General features: G+C 63.5%; 4 protein-coding genes. 1 reads left to right on the forward strand and 3 read right to left on the reverse strand.

Annotation, left to right across the window (positions count from 1 at the left end):
• From VF497_RS11215 to VF497_RS11225, 3 genes are all read right to left on the reverse strand, one after another.
• Nucleotides 1-666 (reverse strand): beta-ketoacyl synthase N-terminal-like domain-containing protein (locus VF497_RS11215; protein ID WP_330888701.1); only part of this gene is annotated, 666 nt, incomplete at its 3' end.
• 124 nt (nucleotides 667-790) lie between these two features.
• Complete coding sequence (locus tag VF497_RS11220) at nucleotides 791-3,172, reverse strand: 3-hydroxyacyl-CoA dehydrogenase/enoyl-CoA hydratase family protein (protein WP_330888703.1); 2,382 nt, start codon at nucleotides 3,170-3,172, stop codon at nucleotides 791-793.
• A gap of 127 nt (nucleotides 3,173-3,299) precedes the next feature.
• Nucleotides 3,300-3,917: a TetR/AcrR family transcriptional regulator gene (locus VF497_RS11225; RefSeq protein ID WP_330888705.1), complete on the reverse strand. Its 618-nt coding sequence runs from the start codon at nucleotides 3,915-3,917 to the stop codon at nucleotides 3,300-3,302.
• Nucleotides 3,918-4,241: 324 nt separating this feature from the next.
• Between VF497_RS11225 and VF497_RS11230 the strand changes: the two genes are divergently transcribed.
• Nucleotides 4,242-4,408 (forward strand): nucleoside-diphosphate kinase (locus tag VF497_RS11230; RefSeq protein WP_330888707.1); only part of this gene is annotated, 167 nt, incomplete at its 3' end.

Genomic DNA, 4,408 nt, shown 5'->3' on the forward strand with positions numbered 1-4,408 from the left:
GTCGTTCTTCATCGTGCGCGTGTCGTCGATCGTTCCGCGTGAGGCGAGATTCGGATAATGGTCTGCGAGCTGGTAAGGCGCGATCTCGTCGTCGAATTCGCCCGCGGCCTGTGCGGCGAGCGCCTTGGCGTGGCTCGCCGCGGCGAACGTATCCTGTTCTTCGCGCGTGACCTTCCATTGCTCGGCGACCTTCTCTGCGGTGATGCCCATGCCGTAGGCGATGCCGATGTGCTCGTTCGAGAAAATGCCCGGATTGAACACCGGGTGATAGCCCATCATCGGCACCATGCTCATCGATTCGGTACCGCCGGCGAGCATCAGGTCGGCTTCGCCGAGGCGGATGCGGTCGGCAGCCATCGCCACGGCCTGCAGGCCGGACGAACAGAAGCGGTTGACGGTCACCGCCGAGACAACGTTCGGCAGGCCGGCGAGCAGCACGGCGATGCGCGCGACGTTCATGCCTTGCTCGGCTTCGGGCATCGCGCAGCCGATGATGGCGTCGTCGATGCGCGATTTGTCTATTTGTGGAAATTTGGACAAAGTCGCATTGATCGCGAAGGCAAGCATGTCGTCCGGGCGTGTGTTGCGGAACACGCCGCGCGGGGCCTTGCCGACCGGGGTGCGCTGCGCGGCGACGATGTAGGCGTCTTGGATTTGCTTGGCCATGGAGATTCTCGAAATAGGGTAGGCGTTGGCTGATGCTTCTTTGCTCGTCATTCCCGCGCAGGCGGGAATCCAGTTCCTTTTGAAGGCTGGATCCCAGCTTGCGCTGGGATGACGGCAAGAGCACTTAGTTTCTGAGCGGTTTGCCGGTCTTGAGCATATGCACGATGCGCTCCTGCGTTTTCGGCGTCTGCGCGAGGGCGACGAAGTGCTTGCGCTCGAGGTCGAGCAGCCATTGTTCGTCGACCTGCGAGCCGCGTTCGATCTGGCCGCCGCACAGCGTGTCGGCGATGCGGCTGGCGACGTCGAAGTCGTGCTCGGAGATAAAGCGGCCCTCCAGCATATTCACCAGCGAGGCTTTGAACGTCGCGCTGCCGACGTCGCCGGCGACGGTGATCTGGCGGTCGTACAGCGGCGGGCGCCAGCCCGACTCGTACATCGCGCGTGCTTCGTTCTTGGCAACATAGAGCAGCTCGTCGGTATGGAAGACGACGACGTCGCTCTGACGCAGCAGACCGAGCTCCTTCGCTTCGAGCGCGCTGGTCGAAACCTTGGCCATCGCGACGGTCTGGAACGCGTTCTTCAACTGCGTGAACACATCGCCCTCGATCGCGCGCGCGGACGCACGCAGCGCGAGTTCCTTGAGGCCACCGCCGGCCGGCAACAGGCCGACGCCGGCTTCGACGAGGCCGATGTAGCTTTCGAGCGCGGCGACTGTACGCGCGCAATGCATCTGGAATTCGCAGCCGCCGCCGAGTGCGAGGCCACGGATCGCCGCGACAACGGGCACGAGCGAGTGCTTGATGCGCATGCTCGTCTGCTGGAAGTGGTTCACGAACGCCTCGAACTCGTCGATCTTGCCCGATTGCAGCAGCGCGACCGCGCCAGCTAGGTCGGCGCCGGCGCTGAACGGCTCGGAGTCCTGCCAGATCACTAGGCCCTTGAAGTTCTTCTCGGCCTCGTCGATCGCGCGGTTGACCGCATCGACGACGCCGGCGCCGAGCGTGTGCATCTTGGTCTTGAACGAGAGGATCGCGATGTCGTCGTCGCCGAGCGTCCACAGACGCGCGTCGTCGGTCTCGAACACGGTCGTGCCGCGATCGACCTTCGTGCCGATCGTGGTCTGCGGGAACAACTGGCGCGCGTAGACCGGCTCGGTCGAACGTGGCAGGTACTTGTCCTGCGCGGCGCTGTAGGAACTGCCGTCGGGCTGGTGCACGCCCGTGCGTTCGGGGTCGAGCGCCCACGCGGGCAGCGGCGCGCTGCTCATCGTCCTGCCGGCGGCGATGTCCTCGGCGATCCACTGCGCGACCTGCGCCCAGCCGGCGGCCTGCCAGGTCTCGAACGGACCGAGCTGCCAGCCGTAGCCCCAGCGCATGGCGAAGTCGATGTCGCGTGCGGTGTCGGCGATCTCAGCGAGGTGATAAGCGGAGTAGTGGAACAGATCGCGATGCGCGGCCCAGAGGAACTGCGCCTGCGAATCGCTCGACGCGCGCAGCTTGGCGAACTTCTCGGCCGGGTTCTTGAGCTTGAGGATCGCGGCGACCTCGTCGCTGACCTTGCCGGTCTGCGCCACGTAGTCGGCCTTTGCGGGATCGAGCACGAGAATGTCCTTGCCGACCTTGCGGAAGAAGCCGGCGCCGCTCTTCTGCCCGAGCGCGCCCTTGGCGACGAGCGCGGCGAGCACGGGCGGCGTCTTGAAATAGTCGCGCCACGGATCGTTCGGCAGGGTGCCGTCCATCGTGCCGATGACGTGACCCATCGTGTCGAGACCGACCACGTCGGCGGTGCGATAGGTCGCGCTCTTCGGATGGCCGATCGCGGGGCCGGTCAGCGCGTCGACCACGTCGTAGCCGAGCTTGAACTGGTCGGTGTGGTGGACCGTCGACAGGATCGAGAACACGCCGATGCGGTTGCCGATGAAGTTCGGCGTGTCCTTAGCATAGACCACGCCCTTGCCGAGCGTTGTGGTCAGGAAGGTCTCCAGTCCGCTCAGCACTTCCGGCGCCGTCTTGGCGCAGGGAATCAGTTCGGCCAGGTGCATGTAGCGCGGCGGATTGAAGAAGTGCACGCCACAGAAACGCTCATGCAAATGTGCGCTAAGAATATCGGCCAAACTATTGATACTCAAGCCAGAAGTATTGCTCGCGAGCACCGCATTTTCGGCTACGTAAGGGACGATCTTGGCGTAGAGGTCGCGCTTCCAGTCGAGCTTTTCGGCAATCGCCTCGATGATCAGGTCGCAGCCACGCAGCAGTTCGAGATCGCTGCCGTAGTTGGCCGGCACGATTGCGCCGGCGCGCGACTTGTCGGCGAGCGGCGAGGGCGAAAGTTTCTTCAGATTCTCGATCGCCTTGAGCACGATACCGTTCGCGTCACCGTCTTTTGCGGGCAGATCGAACAGCACGGTGTCGACGCCGGCGTTGACCAGATGCGCGGCGATCTGCGCGCCCATGACGCCGGCGCCGAGCACGGCCACTTTGCGAATGCGGAGGGGAGGGAAACTCATGCGTGCCTCATGGATTGGGGAGGTGGAATTTCTTGCCGTGGATCGGCGCGGACGAAGGCGGGTCAAGCTAAAGAAAACTTTTCGTGCTTTCGCTCTATCCGCGGAAGTCCGCGCCGTGGATCACTTTTCATTTCGCGCGCAAGCCGGCGGCGGCGAAGTGAATCAGATGATCTGCGGTCAGTTCGCGATGCTGCTCGGCGCTTGCGCCGCGACGCTTGATCGCGCCGAAGTCGGCCATGGCGAAGGTCAGCGCGCCGGTGATGATGTCCATGCGCCAGTACAGTTCCTGCTTGTCCAGGTGTGGCAGCAGGGTGCCGAGCGCAGTTGTAAAGTCGCGCAGCACGTGGCCGTAGTTGTCGTGGAGGAAGGAGCGCAGGCGTTCGTTCTGCTCCGCATAGGTGCGGGCGAGGATGCGCACGAACGCGGTGCTGCCCTTTTCGTTGGCCGACGCGGCGAGCGCGGGGCGGATCCAGGCGCCGAGCACGTCTTCGAGCTGCGTAGGCGACTTCGTCAGCGCCGCCTGCAGCGCTTGGGTGCGGTCGGCATTGAGCTTGTCGAGGCGCAGGCGCAGCACCTCGTTGATCAGGTTTTCCTTCGAGCCGAAGTGATAGTTGACCGCGGCGAGATTGACCTGGGCGTTCGAGGTGACCTGGCGCAGCGAAGCACCGGCGAAACCGTGGCTGGCGAACAGGGCCTCGGCGGCGTCGAGGATGCGTTGTTTGGTGGAGAAGAGTTCCGGATTCATCGCTCGCAGCCTCCCGAATGCCTGCTTTCGTCGATGCGCGGTCGTGATCGCCGACATCGCTTGTCAAACGTTTGTTTGAATTCTAGGCGCTGGTGGGGCGAGGGTCAAATCGGCGCTGCGGCATCGGGAAATGCGAAGCCATTGGCAGTCGCCGAAAAGCGTGCAAGATGCGGTCAAGGTACTTAAAATTTCGTTCGCAATCCTATAGAATCCAAAAGCCTTTTTCGGCAGCAGCCTCAGGTTTGCCGTGTGCCCGGTTCGACGGTGGGGATGACCGTGGGCCGCACCACCCGACCACCACCCACAACATCGGAGTCATCAGCAATGGCGCTGGAGCGCACCCTTTCCATCATCAAGCCCGACGCGGTCGCCAAGAACGTGATCGGCGAAATCTATTCCCGCTTTGAAAAGGCCGGCCTCAAGATCGTCGCCGCCAAATACAAGCAGCTCTCGCGCGCCGAGGCCGAAGGCTTCTACGCCGTGCACAAGGA

Origin of the sequence: Rudaea sp., assembly GCF_036383415.1 — a bacterium.
Lineage (GTDB): Bacteria > Pseudomonadota > Gammaproteobacteria > Xanthomonadales > Rhodanobacteraceae > Rudaea.

Coding starts and splice junctions, on each gene's coding strand:
- VF497_RS11220 (WP_330888703.1), bottom strand. CDS start 3,172: ATGAGTTTCCCTCCCCTCCGCATTCGCAAAGTGGCCGTGCTCGGCGCC.
- VF497_RS11225 (WP_330888705.1), bottom strand. CDS start 3,917: ATGAATCCGGAACTCTTCTCCACCAAACAACGCATCCTCGACGCCGCC.